General features: G+C 68.9%; 19 protein-coding genes. 13 read left to right on the top strand and 6 right to left on the bottom strand.

The window, feature by feature from the left end; all coding sequences use genetic code 11:
* Window positions 1-58: 58 nt before the first annotated feature.
* The 8 genes from CHB84_RS17585 (at window position 59) to CHB84_RS17620 (ending at window position 7,223) form a co-directional block, all read left to right on the top strand.
* Window positions 59-487, top strand: a complete 429-nt coding sequence (locus CHB84_RS17585) for an NfeD family protein (RefSeq protein WP_089302733.1) — start codon at window positions 59-61, stop codon at window positions 485-487.
* A 76-nt stretch (window positions 488-563) separates the two neighbouring features.
* Window positions 564-1,982 (top strand): SPFH domain-containing protein, encoded by a 1,419-nt coding sequence (locus CHB84_RS17590; RefSeq protein ID WP_425432315.1) that lies wholly within the window; start codon window positions 564-566, stop codon window positions 1,980-1,982.
* A gap of 231 nt (window positions 1,983-2,213) precedes the next feature.
* Entirely contained in the window at window positions 2,214-3,176 is a 963-nt protein-coding gene (locus CHB84_RS17595) for an ATP-binding cassette domain-containing protein (RefSeq protein ID WP_089302789.1), read from the top strand.
* Window positions 3,173-3,988 (top strand): ABC transporter permease, encoded by an 816-nt coding sequence (locus tag CHB84_RS17600; RefSeq protein ID WP_089302734.1) that lies wholly within the window; start codon window positions 3,173-3,175, stop codon window positions 3,986-3,988. Before CHB84_RS17595 ends, CHB84_RS17600 begins: the two co-directional genes overlap by 4 nt.
* A 79-nt stretch (window positions 3,989-4,067) precedes the next feature.
* A complete protein-coding gene (locus CHB84_RS17605; RefSeq protein WP_089302735.1) occupies window positions 4,068-5,255 on the top strand; it encodes an amidohydrolase in 1,188 nt (395 codons plus the stop codon).
* Between the two features lie 88 nt (window positions 5,256-5,343).
* The gene (locus CHB84_RS17610) at window positions 5,344-5,754 is read left to right on the top strand and encodes a PPOX class F420-dependent oxidoreductase (RefSeq protein ID WP_089302790.1); all 411 of its coding nucleotides are present in this window, start codon (window positions 5,344-5,346) and stop codon (window positions 5,752-5,754) included.
* A gap of 79 nt (window positions 5,755-5,833) precedes the next feature.
* Window positions 5,834-6,475, top strand: coding sequence for an SRPBCC family protein (locus tag CHB84_RS17615; RefSeq protein ID WP_089302736.1), 642 nt, complete (start codon window positions 5,834-5,836; stop codon window positions 6,473-6,475).
* 109 nt (window positions 6,476-6,584) lie between these two features.
* On the top strand, window positions 6,585-7,223 hold the full coding sequence (locus CHB84_RS17620; protein ID WP_089302737.1) for a LysE family translocator: 639 nt from the start codon (window positions 6,585-6,587) through the stop codon (window positions 7,221-7,223).
* A gap of 90 nt (window positions 7,224-7,313) precedes the next feature.
* Here the strand turns inward: CHB84_RS17620 and CHB84_RS23015 are convergent, their stop codons facing one another.
* Entirely contained in the window at window positions 7,314-8,501 is a 1,188-nt protein-coding gene (locus CHB84_RS23015) for a coiled-coil domain-containing protein (RefSeq protein WP_176440020.1), read from the bottom strand.
* 101 nt (window positions 8,502-8,602) lie between these two features.
* Between CHB84_RS23015 and CHB84_RS17630 the strand changes: the two genes are divergently transcribed.
* Window positions 8,603-9,646 (top strand): site-specific integrase, encoded by a 1,044-nt coding sequence (locus tag CHB84_RS17630; RefSeq protein WP_089302739.1) that lies wholly within the window; start codon window positions 8,603-8,605, stop codon window positions 9,644-9,646.
* Window positions 9,647-9,754: 108 nt separating this feature from the next.
* Here the strand turns inward: CHB84_RS17630 and CHB84_RS17635 are convergent, their stop codons facing one another.
* Window positions 9,755-10,075: a hypothetical protein gene (locus CHB84_RS17635; protein ID WP_089302740.1), complete on the bottom strand. Its 321-nt coding sequence runs from the start codon at window positions 10,073-10,075 to the stop codon at window positions 9,755-9,757.
* A gap of 327 nt (window positions 10,076-10,402) precedes the next feature.
* Here CHB84_RS17635 and CHB84_RS17640 point away from each other — a divergent pair, with 327 nt between their 5' ends.
* The gene (locus CHB84_RS17640) at window positions 10,403-11,101 is read left to right on the top strand and encodes a hypothetical protein (RefSeq protein ID WP_089302741.1); all 699 of its coding nucleotides are present in this window, start codon (window positions 10,403-10,405) and stop codon (window positions 11,099-11,101) included.
* 129 nt (window positions 11,102-11,230) lie between these two features.
* Here CHB84_RS17640 and CHB84_RS17645 read toward each other — a convergent pair whose 3' ends face one another.
* From CHB84_RS17645 to CHB84_RS23020, 4 genes are read right to left on the bottom strand one after another with little or no spacing between them, the layout of a single operon-like run.
* Window positions 11,231-12,124, bottom strand: coding sequence for an alpha/beta fold hydrolase (locus CHB84_RS17645; protein WP_089302742.1), 894 nt, complete (start codon window positions 12,122-12,124; stop codon window positions 11,231-11,233).
* A 3-nt stretch (window positions 12,125-12,127) separates the two neighbouring features.
* Entirely contained in the window at window positions 12,128-12,607 is a 480-nt protein-coding gene (locus CHB84_RS17650) for a nuclear transport factor 2 family protein (RefSeq protein ID WP_089302743.1), read from the bottom strand.
* The gene (locus CHB84_RS17655) at window positions 12,607-13,074 is read right to left on the bottom strand and encodes an ester cyclase (protein WP_176440021.1); all 468 of its coding nucleotides are present in this window, start codon (window positions 13,072-13,074) and stop codon (window positions 12,607-12,609) included. Before CHB84_RS17655 ends, CHB84_RS17650 begins: the two co-directional genes overlap by 1 nt.
* Complete coding sequence (locus CHB84_RS23020) at window positions 13,058-13,468, bottom strand: hypothetical protein (RefSeq protein ID WP_176440022.1); 411 nt, start codon at window positions 13,466-13,468, stop codon at window positions 13,058-13,060. The genes CHB84_RS17655 and CHB84_RS23020 overlap by 17 nt, the downstream gene beginning before the upstream one ends.
* A gap of 126 nt (window positions 13,469-13,594) precedes the next feature.
* On the opposite strand from CHB84_RS23020, the gene CHB84_RS17660 reads away from it, so the two are divergent.
* The 3 genes from CHB84_RS17660 (at window position 13,595) to CHB84_RS17670 (ending at window position 15,844) form a co-directional block, all read left to right on the top strand.
* Complete coding sequence (locus CHB84_RS17660; RefSeq protein WP_089302745.1) at window positions 13,595-14,227, top strand: TetR/AcrR family transcriptional regulator; 633 nt, start codon at window positions 13,595-13,597, stop codon at window positions 14,225-14,227.
* 154 nt (window positions 14,228-14,381) lie between these two features.
* A complete protein-coding gene (locus CHB84_RS17665; RefSeq protein ID WP_089302791.1) occupies window positions 14,382-14,972 on the top strand; it encodes a carboxymuconolactone decarboxylase family protein in 591 nt (196 codons plus the stop codon).
* Window positions 14,969-15,844: an RNA polymerase sigma-70 factor gene (locus CHB84_RS17670; RefSeq protein ID WP_089302746.1), complete on the top strand. Its 876-nt coding sequence runs from the start codon at window positions 14,969-14,971 to the stop codon at window positions 15,842-15,844. The genes CHB84_RS17665 and CHB84_RS17670 overlap by 4 nt, the downstream gene beginning before the upstream one ends.
* Window positions 15,845-15,969: the final 125 nt, after the last annotated feature.

Consider the following 15,969-nt stretch of genomic DNA (forward strand, 5'->3'; position numbering starts at 1 on the left):
GATCACGTCGGCCACGAAACCTGGCGCAGGGCTGTGCATTCTCTGAGACCATGACACCATGGGTGCGCTGATCTGGCTGATCGTCGGCATCGCCCTGCTGGCGGCGGAGGTACTGTCCGGCGATCTCGTGCTGGTCATGCTGGGGGCCGGGGCGCTCGCGGCGGCCGGGTCGATGGTCCTGGCCGACAGCGTGATCGTCTCTGTCGGGGTGTTCGCGGTGACCTCGATCGGGTTGCTCGTGCTGGCCCGCCCCGCGCTCAAGCGACGCTTCCTGCACGGGCCCGGCTTGCGTACCAATGTGGACGCGCTGGTCGGTGCGCGGGCGGTGACGCTGTCCACGGTCGACGCCGAGCAGGGCAGGGTCAAGCTCAACGGCGAGGAGTGGTCCGCCCGCTGTTACGTCAGCGGCCAGGTCATCGAGCCCGACACGCCCGTCACCGTCCTGGAGATATCCGGAGCAACCGCTGTGGTGTCCATGGAGCCGTGACCATAGGATCGTCGTACGAAACCGCCCGTAACGCTTCGCTTACCCCGCGAGTCAACTGAACACACAGGAGAGAGACTTGGGAACCGCAACGATCATCCTCCTCGCGGTCATCGTGCTCTTCGTGGTGGTCGTCGTCTTCAAGGCGATCATGGTCATCCCGCAGGCACAGGCAGCCGTCGTGGAGCGGCTGGGCAAGTTCAAGGCTGTGGCGCCCCCGGGGCTGAACTTCCTCGTTCCCTTCCTCGACAAGGTGCGCTCCCGAGTCGACCTGCGTGAGCAGGTCGTGTCCTTTCCTCCGCAGTCGGTCATCACGCAGGACAACCTCACACTGTCGATCGACACGGTCGTCTACTTTCAGGTGACCGACTCCCGGGCCGCGACCTACGAGATCTCGAACTACATCACCGGTGTCGAGCAGCTGACCACGACGACGCTGCGCAACCTGGTCGGTGGGATGAGCCTCGAGGACACGCTGACCTCCCGCGACCAGATCAACCAGCAGCTACGCGGAGTGCTCGACGAGGCGACGGGCCGGTGGGGGATCCGGGTCGCCAGGGTCGAGCTCAAGGCCATCGACCCCCCGCCCTCCATTCAGGACTCGATGGAGAAGCAGATGCGCGCCGACCGGGAGAAGCGCGCGATGATTCTCAACGCGGAGGGTGATCGCGAGGCGGCCATCAAGAAGGCCGAAGGGCAGAAGCAGGGCCAGATCCTCGACGCGGAGGGTTCCAAGCAGGCGGCCATCCTCAGCGCGGAGGCCGAGCGCCAGTCCAGCATCCTGCGTGCGCAGGGTGAGCGTGCCGCTCGCTACCTGCAGGCACAAGGCCAGGCCAAGGCTATCGAGAAGGTGTTCGCCTCGATCAAGGCTGCGCGGCCCACTCCCGAGGTGCTCGCCTACCAGTACCTGCAGACCCTGCCCCAGATGGCGCAGGGCGACGCCAACAAGGTGTGGCTCGTCCCCAGCGAGTACGGCAAGGCCCTGGAAGGATACGCGCGCAACCTCGGCACCCCTGGCGAGGACGGTGTCTTCCGCTACGAGCCACCCGAGTACGAGGCCAGCCCTCCCGAGCTCGACGAGGAAGAGGTCGCGAGCTGGTTCGACACCACGACCGACCCGGAGGTCGCCGAGGCCGTGCGCGCGGCCGAGGCCGTGGCTCGCAAGGAAGTGGGTGGCCCGATCGGCCCGGGTGGAACAGGGGGAGGCAAGAGCGCGTCCGCCGCCGCAGAGGCGCTCAAGGGCGACCCCAGCCAGCTCTCGCCGGAGGCGTCCCAGCAGCTCGGGATCCAGCCGCCCGGACAGCCCGGGCAGCCGCCGCAGGCCGGTGGCTCGTCCGGCCCGTCCCAGCAGGGCGGCGCGCAAGGTCAGCAGTTCCCGTTCGCGCAACCACCGAACCCGCAGGGACCTCCTCCGCAGCAGGGGGAGGAGCCACCACGCGGCGGCCACCAGGGAGGGCCCCAGGGAGGGCCCCAGGGAGGGCCACCGCCGCAACGCTAGATGTGCACGGGAAAGGCGCGTCGCTCCGAGTTCGTGACCCGGGGCGACGCGCCTTTCCCGTGCACGCGTTCCGCTATTGACTTCGAGTTAACTCGAATATTTAGAGTCGCGCCCAGAGACGGTCGGGTCCGTTCGGGGACCGTATGAGCCGGACCGAGCGAAAATCACGCGCACAGTGTCGGGGATGTCCGGCATGCTGGGCTGACCGACCGGGATTGAGGAGCGATGACCATGGAACATGCGATCTGGGCCGAGGGGTTGGTCAAACGTTTCGGGCAGACGACCGCGCTCGACGGGGTGGACCTGGCGGTGCGCCCGGGTACGGTGCTCGGCCTGCTCGGCCCGAACGGGGCCGGTAAGACGACGGCCGTGCGCGTGCTGGCCACGCTGCTTCAGCCGGATGCAGGGCACGCGGCCGTACGCGGATACGACGTGGTCCGCCAGGCCCATCAGGTCCGCCAGCTCGTGGGGCTGACAGGCCAGTACGCCTCGGTGGACGAAGCATTGACCGGGGTGGAGAACCTGGTACTCATCGGCCGGTTGCTCGGTATGCCCCGCAAACGCGCGAAGCAGCGTGCGCACGAGTTGCTTGCCCAGTTCAACCTCAGCGATGCGGCCGACCGTGCGGTGAAGACCTACTCGGGTGGCATGCGGCGCAGGCTCGACCTCGCGGCGAGCCTTGTCGGCCGGCCACCGCTGCTGTTCCTCGACGAGCCGACCACCGGACTCGATCCTCGTGCGCGCAGCGAGTTGTGGGAGCTCATCCGCAACCTGGTCGCCGAGGGCGTGACGGTGCTGCTGACCACGCAGTACCTCGACGAGGCCGACGCACTCGCCGACGAGATCGTCGTCATCGACGAGGGCAGGGTGATCGCGACAGGAACACCCGAGGAGCTCAAGGCCAAGACCGGTGGGCAGAGCCTGGCCGTGCGGCCAGCCGAGGCGTCCGACCTGTCTGCCGTTGTGTCCATCGTCGGCGAGCTCGCCGAGGTCAGCCCGGACGTCACCGGTGACCTCGTGACCGTGCCCGTCTCCGATCCGCACCTGCTTCCCGCCGTGGTGCGCAGGCTCGACGAGGCAGGGGTCGTGGTCACCGAGCTCACGCTGAGCAGTTCCAGCCTCGACGAAGTGTTCCTCACCCTGACCGGGCATCCGGCCGGGAGTCAGGACGAGTCGGAAGGGAGCCCGGCATGACCACTGCGACGATCCCCGAGGTGAGCCCCCGCGTCGGCCCGGTCGAGGGGCTGCGCCAGAGCCTGACCCTCGCCTGGCGCACCGTGGTGCAGGTCCGGCACAACCCGTGGGAGATGAGCGACTTCAGCATCCAGCCGATCATGTTCGTGCTGCTGTTCACCTACGTGTTCGGTGGTGCGATCGCCGGGTCGACCTCGGACTACCTGACGTTCATGTTGCCGGGGATGGTGGTGATGAACATGCTGTTCGTCACGCTGTACGTGGGGCAGGGACTCAACACCGACCTGACCAAGGGTGTCTTCGACCGGCTGCGGTCGCTGCCGGTGGCGCGGTGGGCCCCGCTCGCCGGGCGCATCGCAGCGGACCAGGTCAAGCAGGCGTGGTCGATCGTGCTGGTCCTCGGAGTCGGCATGCTGCTGGGTTTCCGGCTCGGCACGTCCGTTGCCGGGCTGCTCGGTGCCGTTGTGTTGCTGCTGGTGTTCGCGCTCGCATTCTCCTGGGTCGCTGTGCTGGTGGGGGTGGTGGCCAAGGATCCGGAGCGGGTGCAGATCTTCGGGTTCACCGCGCTGTTCCCGCTCACGTTCGTCAGCAACGTCTTCGTTCCCGCCGAGACCATGCCCGGTTGGTTGCAGGCCTTCGTCGACGTCAACCCGATCAGTATCCTGACCGACGCGTGCCGCGGTCTGATGCTCGGCGACCCCTGGTACACCGGCGCCGTCGCGGTACCGGTCGTCCAGTCGTTGGTGTGGGCGGGAGTCATCCTCGCCGTCTTCGCGCCGCTGTCGGTGTGGGCGTTGAAGCGGAGAGTCTGAGCGCGCCCGACGGGGCCCGATGGGGTCGTACCGGCATGCCACGCGAGCATGACACGGGTCCGGTCTATGCTCGCGTGTCGTGGCTTCGCTGACATTGACCAACGTGCGCCCGTGGGACGCCGCCCCTGTCGACGTGATGATCACGGACGGCGCGATCTCGGATGTCGTGGCGGCCGGTACCGCTGATACCTCCGGCGAGACCGTCGACGGGCGTGGCCTGCTCGCGTTACCAGGGTTCGTCAATGCGCACGCGCACGTGGACAAGAGCTGGTGGGGGCAACCATGGGTCTCGTACGGGGGCGAGGCCACGACGCAGGGACGAATCGCGCACGAGCGTGCCGAACGCGACAAGTACGGAATCCCGAGCGTCGACGGTGCCACCGCGGTGTTGCGGGAGTTCCTGCGCCACGGTACGACAGCGACCCGCACGCACGTCGACGTCGACCTCGGTATCGGTCTGCGCGGCATCGACAACGTTCGCGCGGCGGCTGCCGCGCTGGACGGCGCCGTCGAGGTGGAGATCGTCGCCTTTCCACAGGACGGCGTCGTGCGTCGTCCCGGTGTCCTGGACCTGCTCGACCAGGCTGCCGCGGCAGGGGCGAGCAACATCGGTGGAATCGACCCGGCGTCGATCGACCGCGACCCGGTCGCGCAGCTGGACGGCCTGTTCGAGATCGCCGAGCGCCGCGGTGTCGGGATCGACATCCATCTGCACGATGGTGGCGAGCTGGGCGCCTTCCAGATGGAACTCGTCATCGACCGCACCCGGCGGGCCGGTCTGCACGGCAGGGTGACGATCGCGCACGGGTTCGCCCTCGGTGAGCTCCCTGCGCAGCGCCAGGGTGAGCTGCTGGACGCGCTCGGCGAGGTAGGAATCTCGTGGACGACGGTGGCACCGGTACCGTCGGCACCGCTGCCGTGGCGCGACATGTGCGAGGCAGGGATGCCCCTCGGCCTGGGAACCGACGGGATCCGTGACCTGTGGTCCCCGTACGGTGACGGCGATATGCTGCGCACCGCCCAGCGATTCGCACAGCTGCACCGCCTCCGGGCCGACGACGATCTCACCCGCGCTGTGGGTCTCGCGAGTACCGCAGGTGGCGACTTCGTCCACCGCACCGGCCACGACCTGGCTCCCGGCGCGCGCGCCGACATCGTCCTGCTCGACGCCGAGAACGTCCCGGACGCACTGGTACGCACGCCCCGCAGGCGGCTCGTGATGGCCGGTGGCCGGATCGTGGCCGGGGACGGCGAGCTGGTGCTGTGACCACAGGTGTCAGGGTGAGCCGATCTCGGTGCGGACCACGCGGCGCGCCCGCTCGCGTAGGTATGCGACCACGGGCATGCTGAGCCGTATGGATGTATCCGACGCCGTCGAGGTGTTGCGGGAGAAGAGCCGCGCGGTCCTCGCGACCATGCGCGCGGACGGAACACCACAGATGTCACCCGTACTGACCACCGTGGAGGATGCGGGCGCCGTCCTGATCAGCACGCGGGAGTACGCCTACAAGGTGCGCAACCTTCGGCGTGACCCGCGGGTGTGGTTGTGCGTGCTTCCCGAGGCGTTCTTCGGCGACTGGATCCAGGTCGAAGGCACCGCCCGGATCACGTCGCTTCCCGAGGCCATGGACGGGCTCATCGACTACTACCGCAGGCTCTCCGGGGAACATCCCGACTGGGAGGAGTACCGCAGAGCCATGCGACAGGAGGAACGCGTACTCGTCACGGTCACCATCACACGCGCGGGACCGGACCGCTCCGGCTGAACTGCGCGCCGCGCCGGACGGACCCGTCGGGTTCTCGGTTCGCCGGGTACTCGACGTCACCGCGGACTACACTGGCCACATGACCTCGGAGCACGACGAACTGACGGTCGGGCGCGTGTCCTCGTCGGCCTTGCGCGCGGCGACCGGACGAGGTTGGACTGACTGGCTGGCCACCCTGGACAGCGCGGGAGCCGAGCAGTGGGACCACAAGCAGATCGTGGGCCACCTGGAGCAGGAGCACGCCGAGACCACAACGGCATGGTGGCGCCAGTCCATCGCGGTGGGTTACGAGCAGGCGCGCGGCAAACGAGTACCCGGGCAGACAGCGGACGCCGGTTTCCAGGTCGGCGTCCAGCGCAGCCTCCCGGCCAGCAGGTCCGCTGTCTGGGAGTGCCTCGTCAGCAGGCCCGAACTGTGGTTGGGACCCGGAACCGCGGTGGCCTTCGAGCCGGGAGCGTGCTACCAGGTCACGGGCGGGACCGACACACCACCGGCACAGGGGGAGATCAGGGTCGTCAAGCAGGAGCACCGTATCCGCATGACCTGGCAACCCGACGGATGGCAGGCACCGGCGACGCTCCAGCTCACCCTGGCGGCGGCAGCCTCCGGTAAGACCAGGCTCACGGTGCACGTGGAGAAGTTGCCGGATGCCACGGCCAGGACGCGGATGCGCGAGCACTGGAAAACCGTGCAGGAGCGTATCGCGGCGGCCGTAGCCTGATGGAACGAGCGAGAAAGGCGTCGATGAACTCGGCTACCGCGCCCGGGACGTCGGCACAGGGGGCGGCGGACTCGTAGCGAGCCTTACCGGCTCGGGATAGACTCAGCCGATGGTGCCGCCCGATCGTATGCTCGCGTTTACTGTTGCGGCGTTTGTGCTGATCGTGGTTCCCGGACCATCGGTGTTGTTCGTCCTCAGTCGCGCGCTCGCGTACGGCAGGCGCGCCGCCCTGCTGACGGTCGCCGGCGGCGCTACGGGCAGCTTCCTGCTGGCTGCGACGGTCGCTGCCGGTGTAGGTGCGCTCATCCAGACTTCGACGATCGCCTATACCGTACTCAAACTGGCCGGGGCGGCTTACCTGGTCTACCTGGGCATCCGGGCCATCCGGCATCGTCGGCAGCTGCGCGCGGCCTTCGAGGGGCAGGTCAGCCCGCTCAGCGGACGCCGTACGTGGTGGGAGGGTTTCGTTGTCAGCATCACAAACCCCAAGTCAGCGGCCTTCTTCGCGGCGGTGCTGCCCCAGTTCGTGGATCCCTCGGCCGGCCACCCGAGTCTGCAGATGTTGGTCCTCGGCGCGATCTTCGCGACCATCGCGCTGGCGTCGGACTCCGTCTGGGGTGCGGTGGCGGGCGCGGTACGCTCCTGGTTCGCTCGATCGACGCGTCGACTGGACTTGATGGGCGGAGCGGCGGGACTGACGATGATCGGGCTCGGCCTCGGGCTGGCGTTGACCGGCCGCAAGGATTAGTAGCAGCCGGGCGCGTCGCGGCGTTCCGTGACATCGCAGGCAACCACTCGGACCTCCTCCGCGTGGCGTGACAGACCCAGCACGCGACGGTCATTCCGAGTCGGAGGTCCCGGCCTCCGCGCGGCCTTCCACCGCCTCCAGCAATGCCTGCAGGTTCTGGCGGACACCACGCTCGGGGGAGGACTGCCCGGCCGGATCCGCTGAGCCGCGCTCCTCGGGCAGGCGCGGGATCGTCTCGCTGACCGTGGAGCGCACCAGTTCACGCAGGTGTGCGAGGTCAGTGGCCGCCGCCTCGGCTCGCTCGGTCAGCCCGGCCACCTCGTGCTGGTAACTCCCGATCTGCCGGTTCAGCTCGGCTGTCTCGGCAGCGTGCCGGGCGGACTCGCTGTCCTGCCAGGACTGCTGCTCCGCGCGCATCTCGGCCAACTCCGCGGCGGCGCGCTCACGCTCCTGCCGCAGCTCAGCCTGATGATCCTCGCGGAGCCGGGCGAGGGCGGCCTCGTGGTCGGAACGGAGCCGCTCGGCCCGGTCCCGTTCAGCATCGGCGCGCTCGGCGGCCGCAGTCACCTGTTCGCGCAGCGCCGCCGTCTCGGCCGTGGCCGCGGCAAGGCGCTGGTTCAGCTCCTCGGCATGCGCCGCGACCTCGTCCGCGCGCGCCTGCGCGCGCTCGGCCTGCTCCCGCGCGTTGTCCCGCTGCGTCTCCGCACGCAGCTGCGCGCGCTCGGCCTCGTGCTCGGCTTCGCGCGCACGGTCGCGCCCGGCGACGGCGCGCTCCTCGTTCTCGGCGGCCGCGGCACGCGCCGCCTCGGCGTCCTCGGCACGCCGGTCCGCATCGGCCGCCCGCTCCTCGGCGGTGGCGCGTAGCCCGCTCTCGTGCGCGGCGGTCCGCACGGCCTCGTCGCGTTCCCGCTGGGCCTGCGCGACGTCCGACTCCAGTTGCTGACGCACCTGCTGGAGGGCGTCGACCAGCTGCTGCGCCGGGCCGATCGCGGCGGAGATGTGCTCCGCCAGCTCGGTGACCGGCAACGGCACCGCCTCGGTCGTCGACGAGATCGAGGCCAGCAGCTCCTCGGCATGTCCTGCCTGCTTGCAGCTGGCCCCCTTCGCGCCCCACGTCTTGCCGTCCTGGCAGTACCGCGCCCGGTTGCCGGGCCCGCTGGCCGCAGGCAGGGGAGCGCGACACCGGCTGAAGGCGCATAGCCGGGTCCCATCGGCCCCACCGTGTTCCGTGCTGGCCATCGGCTCGCGAGTGTCATCCGTGCCCTGCTGAATCGTCACACTACGATTGTACATGACTACATACGTAAACAGAATCTACTATTACGTATACGTATTTAGGATAAACCTAGTCGAATCAACCTGTGATAAGGTCACATATCGTGAGTCAGGAATCGGACGAATCGACGAGCAACGACGGGGGAGCGGTAAGTCCCGACGCGGGGGCCGCAGGGTCACGGGGCCGGGACGCGATCGAGCCACGGGAGCGCTTGGCGCGGCTGGATGCCGTCGCTGAGGCGTACGTGCGCGAGCAGCGGCCTGCCAACACGCAGCGGGCCTACGCCGAGGCATGGAAGGTGTGGGAGGACTACACGCGCGACGCGGGGATCCCGATGCTGTCCGGCACGGTCGGCGCGCTGGTCGGGTTCGTGCGCTGGATGGAGACGACGAGGCAGGCCGCCGTGGCCACCGTCGACGCGCGGCTGGCGGGAGCGGTGGCGGGGCTGCGCCAGTCCGGCGTCTCGGTGGACAGGAACGCGACCAGGGCGGCGTGGCAGGCGCTGAAGGGGTACGAGCGCAGGCTCGCCGAGGCGGGGTCGGCACGGGGGCGGGGTAAGGCCCAGCCGATCACGCTCGCACAGTTGCGTGCGCTCGTGCGGGCGTGCCCGGAGAGCAACGCAGGGCTCCGCGACCGGGCGCTGCTACTGATCGGGTTCACCATCGCGGCCCGGCGCAGCGAGCTCGCGGGGCTGCGCGTCGAGCAGCTCACCGCAGACGGCACGCACGGCCTGGTCGCCGCGCTCGGTTACACCAAGACCGGGCCGGACGAGCGGCCGATCCCGCACGGCGCGCACCGCGACACCTGCCCGGTGCTGGCGTGGCAAGCCTGGATCGAGGCGGCCGGCATCACCGAGGGTCCCGCTTTCCGTCGCATCGACCGGCACGACCACGTGTTCGGGTCCGGCCTGTCCCCGCAGGCCGTCGGCGAGATCATCACCCGCTGCGGGAAGCGTGCCGAACTGCCGTTCCGCATCACCGGGCACTCGCTGCGCGCGGGCCTGGCCACCGAGGCGCGCCGCACCGGCGCCGACCACAAGGCGGTCTGCGACCAGGGCGGCTGGGTCTACGGCTCCAAGGCCGTACACGGCTACTTCCACACCGTCGACCGCTGGACCGACAACCCGGTCCGCGGTATCGGGCTGTGACGATCGCCGCCGGTCCGCGCAAGACCCGCGGCAGCCTTCGCCGGCTGGCGTGACCGCCCTATTCGACAACGTCCCCGGCCAGGTGTCCAGGTCCCACCAGCCAGCGGTTCACGGGTCCGGCTGGGACCTCCCACGCGCGTCCACACGCGGTGTGAGTGCGTCCGAGAAGACCCACTGGCCTTGCTGGGCGGTTCCGGTGCTGGATCTGATGGGAAACGTCACCCAGCCGACCCAGTGCCCTGTGGTGGTGCGGTCCCACATCCGCAGCTCGCCCGGCACTGTCGTTTGCAGGTCCAGTCCATCTTTCACGAAGACTCGGGGCCGGTGGCCGAGCGGGTAGACCGCTCCCAGATCGACCCAGACCGCCTTCGGCGGCTTGACCGGCCGGAGATGGCCACGTCGCTCGGGTACCGGCTGCTGCTCGAACACAGGTTCGATTATTGTGCATGAGTCCGGCGCTGTCGATGAGAGCGCGGACACAACCAGGCCCGGGATCGTTATTACGGAGAGCGAAACGACGGAAGGGCACACACACGCTGTGGGCGGGCCAGAGGCGCCGTGTCCTACACTCCGGCCGACGCGGCCGGCAGTGTTCGGGCTGCCTGCGAGCAAGCGCGACCCGCCCAGTCTCGTCCGGGAGCTGCAGGTCATGCGGATCCAGTCACCGGCGCGATCGCCGGCCGATGACGATTCCGTATGACCGTTCTCCGTACGGGCGCACACCCACACGTAAGTGAGCGCGAAGGGCACCGACCTATGCACATGCAGCACGACACCACATCCCGGCGGCACAGGACAGATATCCGGCTGGCGACCGTTGTCGCGGCGTTCGCATCCGTGGGCGCAGGCCTCATCCATGCCGCGGTCACTCCGCAGCACTGGCAGGAATGGATCCCGGCCGGGGTGTTCTTCGCCGGCATCGCGCTGTTCCAGCTCGCCTGGGCCGGGGCGGTCCTACGGCTGCCGCGCACCGGGGTGGTCAGCGTCGCGATCGCCGCGAACCTGGCTTCGATGGCCCTGTGGGGTGCGAGCCGGACCTGGGGCGTGCCGTTCGGACCGCATGCCGGCGAGCCCGAGGCGATCGGTATCGCCGGTGTGCTCGCCGTCCTGTTCGAGGCCATCGTCGTGCTCAGCGCGGCGTGGTCGCTGCTGCCCAGGGAACGATCCGCCGTGTTCGCCCCCGGCGCCTATCGCTTCGCGGCAGCAGGCGCTGCCGTCTTCGTCGTGGCACTCACACCGCTCGGCGTGCTGTCCGGCCTCGAGCACACCCACGGCGGTACGGGTCACGGCCACAGCGACAGCGACCACGAGGAGCAGGGCGAGCCGACACCTGCACCGGAGCGGGACACCTCGCAGCCGCCCACGCCGGACGCCGACACACCTCCATCCGAGGAGCCGAGCACCCGGAACGACGACCACGACGAGCACGGCGACAGCGACCACTCCCACGACTGAGCAGCGATGCCCGGCCCGCGCGTGCGACATCGAGGTCGCTATCGGTGCCACGATGCAACACGGTCATGTGGTTGCGGGGAAGGGGAGCGGCGGCCGGATCCCCGAAGCAGCCGTCCGATCCGCCACACGTCACGCCCCGCGGTCGGTCCCGTCCAACCAATCGCGCAGGACATCGGCAGTGCGCTCGGGCTGGTCCTCCGCCGTGTAGGTGTAGGAGTCATCGATCGTGCGCAGCCGGGCACCGAGCTTCGCCGCGTACCGACGTGCGTCGTCGAGGGCGAAGACACGGTCTTCGGAGCCCCAGGCGCACAGCACGCGTCCGGTGAAGGTGTCCCGGAGCTGCTCCGCGGCATCCCTGCTGTACCGCGCGGAGACCGTACTGATCGCCTTGCGGCCGTCGAGACGGATGTCCCGCCTGGTGATGACCGGCCGGACGTAGCTACGCATCGCGTCGACATCGATGGGGTACTTCGCCAGCCAGCCATAGGTGTTGCGCCACCGCCAAGTGCGCTCCCAGCGAAGCGCCTGGTAGAGCGCACGGTGGCTGGCCGGATGTCGCGCGGCGGCCTTGAGTACGCCGAACCCTCCGGGGTTCGGGGGCCAGGAGCACCACGGCGTCTCGCAGGAGTTCAGCACCAGGCCGCTCAGCCGTCGCGGGTGCCGGGCGGCGACGAGCTGGCTGTAGGCACCGCCGGAGTCGTTACCGACGAGCGTGACGTCGCACAGATCCAGCGCTTCGAGGAAGCCGGCGATCAGCCGCGCGATACCGGTCGGGGAGAGGTCGGCCTCGGACGGCACGGGAACCACGTGCGAGCCGAGCGGCCAGTCCGGCGTGATGCAGCGGTACTGTTCGGACAGCAGGGGAACGAGCTTGCGCCAGATGTTGGCGTTCACGAGATAACCGTGTACGAACACGAGCGCGGGCCCGTCGCCGGCCTCGTGGTAGCGGACTCTCCCGGCATCGAGGCATACCTCGTCGGTACGGCCGAGCCGGGGGTCCCTCCAGCGTGCATGGCCGGTCACTGCTTACCTCCTCAGGAAGCGGCGTCGTCCGGTCAGCGGTCCGATGCCCGAGTGCCACCACGGCAGCCATGAGCTCGGGTGGGTGAGCAACGCCTTCGCGACAGGTAAGGGGTCGAAGAACGCCTCACGACGCACGACCACGGCGGACCGGGTGATATGCAGCTTGTCGAAGGTGCGGAAGTCCACACGCGCACGGCCCGCTGTGCCGGTGATCCGCAGCTCGATGAACACGACGTCACTGCGACCTGCCCAGGTCAGGACGTCGCCGCGCACGTCGGGGGCGAGCGTGAGCAGGCGTCGAACCTCGTCGTGGTAGCTGTCCAGCCCTGTGGCGTCGGCCAGGAGCGGCTGGGTGAGCTCGACGTCCTCGGAGAGCAGGTCGTCCCAGGCGTGGACGTGTGGGTCGGCCCAGCCTCCGGCGAACGTCTCGACGACCTGCTCGTGCACCTTCGACCAGTCGGTCCGTTCGGTCTGCCGGCTCATCACCGTCGCCCCTGTACCTGTGCCGGGTTGGATGGCCCGTCGAGCAGGCCGAGCTGTTGCTGGGCGGAGGCGATATCGAGGTAGGTGTCCTTGCGGTGCACCTTGCCCGCGACGACCGTGATGACGTCGGCTCCGGTGAGGGAGATTCCGTCACCGGTGGGGTACGCGATGAGCGCGCCGAACGGCATGGGGCAGGCCAGAGTTCCGCTCATGACGTACCGGTGCACGAAGAATCCGGTGCCGTAGCTGAGCTGTTCGGTGGCGAAGTGGATATCGGGCCACGCCTCGATGAGGCCGGCGAACGCCTCGCGGACGGCCTCCCGGCCGACGATGTCGGGCGCATCGAGCAGGTGCAGCCGGAATGCGGTGTCATCTGTGTGCAGAGACATGATCGCGTCGAGGTCGCGGTCGTTCCACGCCGGTCCGTAGCGCTCGGCGAGCCTCCGGATGTCACTTTCCGAGGTCATGTGGTCGCTCCTTCGGGCGGGTAGCGGTACTGGCTCTGGCCAGCCAGGCAAACAGGACTGTGACGCCGACCAGCGCCACAGCTTCAGCCGGTCCGATGATCGCCGGGTGCGCCTCCGTGACATGGACGATGTGGGAGACCGCGTGCAGGCCGTTCCACACCGCGGCCATCGCCAGAACCGGTGGGCGCCAGTGCGGCTTGTTCCGGGCGAGCAGCAGGCCGATACCGAATGTGGCCGCGCATGCCCCGAAGTCACGAAGCAGGTGCACGTTGGTGGGGCCGAAGTCGGCGATCGCCGTTTCGAAGGAGACCGGATGCAGGGCTGCCCACAAGGCCAGCGCGAGATAGCCACCGCCGAGGGCGGTCAGCAGGAGGTGCCAGCGCGGTTCGGTCATGGGATCGGCTCCACGGCTGGTCCCATGACGACCTCCGGTAAATCTTGCAACGCTTACAATAACTTGGCGAGTACGCTAACCTGAAACCGGATTTATTGCAACCGTTGCAAAACAGGAAGGGGTGGCATGGACCGGCGCAAGGAACGGACGGTCGCCGCGCTGTTGCGTGCGGCTGAGGAGGTTTTTCGCGAACGCTCAGCCGATGACGTGACCGTCGAGGAGCTCGCCGAACGGGCGGGCGTTGCCGTGGGGTCCATCTACAACCACTTCGGCTCCAAGGCGGGATTGCAAGCTGCCGTCGTCGAGCACGCACTGCAGGCCGACCGCGACTTCATGGACCGCGCGTACGCTGCCGGCACGACTCCGCTCGAACGGATCTACGCTGCCGCCGAGGAGTATCTCGCGTTCTACCTGGCCTACCCCGACTATTTCCGGATGCTGGCCTTCCCCAACAGTCCCGGTCAGTATCAGGCTGGGCAGGAACTAGCCGACCGGCTTGCCCGGTCCGTGGATGAGCAGAACAAGCGGCTTGTCGCGGCGTTGCGCCAGGGCATCGAAGCCGGTGAGCTACGCGAGGTCGACCCGGAGGAGGTCGCCACCGTTCTGTGGGCTGCCTGGAACGGCATCATCAGTCTCGGCTGGCGCCCGGACCGCCTACGGCACGACGAAGCGCAGTTGCGACAGCTGCTCCGGGTTGCCACGGATGTCGTCGGTGACGGCCTGCTGGTCGGCGACCAGCAGAGCAGCTCCGGCCGGTGATCTGTTCGACAGTGGGGAAGTGGTGGTGACGGCGGCGCAGCCGAACTCGAGACGCGAACCTTCGCCCGGTCTCGACCACCGGATCCGCCTCGGGATGTCACAACACGGCCGCCTGCGGTGTCTGTATGTCGAAGCCGCGACGACAGGAGGCGACATGGCCAGCACACCCCGGATCCCCGAAGCCGAGATCACCGGCGTATACGGCGCACTGATCAAGAGGTTCAGCAGGAAGATGTTCGGCGAGGTGCCCGAAGCCGTCGGAGTGATGTGGCACAACCTACCGGTGCTCAAGGACAGCATGGGCCTGGGCCGGAAGGCTGCCAAGTGGAAGGAGTGCGACAAGAACCTGAAGTCCTACGCCCACATGGCGGTGGCATCCCTGATCGGCTGCTCGTTCTGCCTCGACCTGGGATACTTCCAGGCGCACAACGAGGGGCTCGACGAGAGCAAGGCCCGGGAGGTGCCGCGCTGGCGGGAATCGCAGGTCTTCACGCCGCTGGAACGCGACGTGATGGAGTATGCCGAGGCGATGAGCCAGACGCCGCCGACCGTCACCGACGAGCTCGCTGCCCGCCTGCTCGAGCAGCTCGGCGCCCCGGCCATGGTCGAGCTCACCGCGTTCGCCGCCATGGCGAACCAGATGGCGCGCACGAATGTCGCTCTCGGCATCGAGGCCCAGGGCTTCGCGTCGTCCTGCGGCCTGCCGCCCCTTGCGCAGCCGAGCGACGTAGCCTCGCAGGCATGAGCGACGACCCGTTCGTCACCCACCGCAGCCTGCTGTTCACGGTCGCCTACGAGATGCTCGGCTCAGCCTCCGACGCCGAGGACGTCGTGCAGGAAGCGTGGCTGCGCTGGGCGGACATCGACCGGACCGAGGTGCGCGACCCGCGGGCCTACCTGGTCCGGACCGTGACCCGGCAGGCGCTCAACCGGCTCCGCACCCTGGTGCGGCAGCGGGAGGAGTACGTCGGGGAGTGGTTGCCCGAACCGCTGCGAACCAGTCCCGATGTGGCTGAGGACGTCGAGCTCGCCGAGAACGTCTCGATCGCGATGCTCACGGTGCTGGAGTCGCTCGGCCCGACGGAGCGGGCCGTGTTCGTGCTGCGGGAGGTGTTCGAGGCGCCGTACGAGGAGATCGCCTACGCACTCGAGAAGTCCCCGGCGGCGGTTCGCCAGACTGCCCACCGGGCGCGGGAGCACGTCGCGGCCCGCAGGCCCCGCATGGAGGTGAGCCGCGCCGAGCAACACGCCGCTGTGGAGCGGTTCCGCTCGGCGGTCCTGACCGGCGACCTGCAAGGCCTTCTCGAGGTGCTCGCGCCCGACGTGGTGCTGGTCGCCGACGGCGGTGGGCTGGTGCCGGCGATCCCACGGCCGATCGAGGGCGCGGAGCGCGTGGCCCGCATGCTCGCCGGCTTCGCCAGGGTCGCTCCCGAGGCCCGCGTCGGGACCGTGTGGCTCAACGGTGCACCAGCACTCCGGGTCGACATCGACGGTGAGCTCAACGCAGCGATCAGCCTGGCCTTCGACGCGGGGCGGGTCACCCGTATCTACGGGATCCGCAACCCGCACAAACTCGCCCGGCTCGGGACAAGCATGCGACTGAGCCGGACCTGCTGAGGCGACGGCTGCGTGGATGGGCCCGGCGCGCGCATCAACCGGCTGTACTGCGGCTCAGAGGGGAGCGGCGAGTGACCACATCGGATGCCATCCGCCGGACATTACTTAACATAATGTACATTATC

This window comes from Haloechinothrix alba (genome assembly GCF_900188115.1).
GTDB lineage: Bacteria > Actinomycetota > Actinomycetes > Mycobacteriales > Pseudonocardiaceae > Haloechinothrix > Haloechinothrix alba.

Coding starts and splice junctions, on each gene's coding strand:
- CHB84_RS17585 (WP_089302733.1), top strand. CDS start 59: ATGGGTGCGCTGATCTGGCTGATCGTCGGCATCGCCCTGCTGGCGGCG.
- CHB84_RS17660 (WP_089302745.1), top strand. CDS start 13,595: ATGGACCGGCGCAAGGAACGGACGGTCGCCGCGCTGTTGCGTGCGGCT.
- CHB84_RS17620 (WP_089302737.1), top strand. CDS start 6,585: ATGGTGCCGCCCGATCGTATGCTCGCGTTTACTGTTGCGGCGTTTGTG.
- CHB84_RS17600 (WP_089302734.1), top strand. CDS start 3,173: ATGACCACTGCGACGATCCCCGAGGTGAGCCCCCGCGTCGGCCCGGTC.
- CHB84_RS17640 (WP_089302741.1), top strand. CDS start 10,403: ATGCACATGCAGCACGACACCACATCCCGGCGGCACAGGACAGATATC.
- CHB84_RS17615 (WP_089302736.1), top strand. CDS start 5,834: ATGACCTCGGAGCACGACGAACTGACGGTCGGGCGCGTGTCCTCGTCG.
- CHB84_RS17610 (WP_089302790.1), top strand. CDS start 5,344: ATGGATGTATCCGACGCCGTCGAGGTGTTGCGGGAGAAGAGCCGCGCG.
- CHB84_RS17655 (WP_176440021.1), bottom strand. CDS start 13,074: ATGACCTCGGAAAGTGACATCCGGAGGCTCGCCGAGCGCTACGGACCG.
- CHB84_RS23020 (WP_176440022.1), bottom strand. CDS start 13,468: ATGACCGAACCGCGCTGGCACCTCCTGCTGACCGCCCTCGGCGGTGGC.
- CHB84_RS17595 (WP_089302789.1), top strand. CDS start 2,214: ATGGAACATGCGATCTGGGCCGAGGGGTTGGTCAAACGTTTCGGGCAG.
- CHB84_RS17665 (WP_089302791.1), top strand. CDS start 14,382: ATGGCCAGCACACCCCGGATCCCCGAAGCCGAGATCACCGGCGTATAC.
- CHB84_RS17650 (WP_089302743.1), bottom strand. CDS start 12,607: ATGAGCCGGCAGACCGAACGGACCGACTGGTCGAAGGTGCACGAGCAG.
- CHB84_RS17670 (WP_089302746.1), top strand. CDS start 14,969: ATGAGCGACGACCCGTTCGTCACCCACCGCAGCCTGCTGTTCACGGTC.